The 256-nt window shown below is 59.8% G+C and carries 1 pseudogene; it reads left to right on the plus strand.

Annotation, left to right across the window (positions count from 1 at the left end):
* Positions 1–53: 53 nt before the first annotated feature.
* A pseudogene (locus tag SB751_RS32725) lies at positions 54–256 on the plus strand (N-acetyl sugar amidotransferase); the annotation flags it as partial.

The raw sequence follows: 256 nt of genomic DNA on the forward strand, positions 1-256 counted from the left end.
TATGCATGAAGCCCGAAGACAATAAGGCATATCGCGTATGCTCCTTCTGCGTCATGGACAGCAGCAATCCGGCCATCCTCTTCGATGCGGCGGGACAATGCAATTGCTGCAGCAGCGCATTGCAGCGCCGTTCCCATGAATGGTGGCCGGATGCGTCGGGTGCCAAGCGCATGCAGGCCATGGTCGATACTCTGCGGGCCGCCGGCAAAGGCAAGCCGTACGACGTCATGATCGGCCTGAGTGGTGGCATCGACAG

Source organism: Cupriavidus sp. SIMBA_020 (genome assembly GCF_046535395.1).
Classification (GTDB): domain Bacteria; phylum Pseudomonadota; class Gammaproteobacteria; order Burkholderiales; family Burkholderiaceae; genus Cupriavidus; species Cupriavidus campinensis.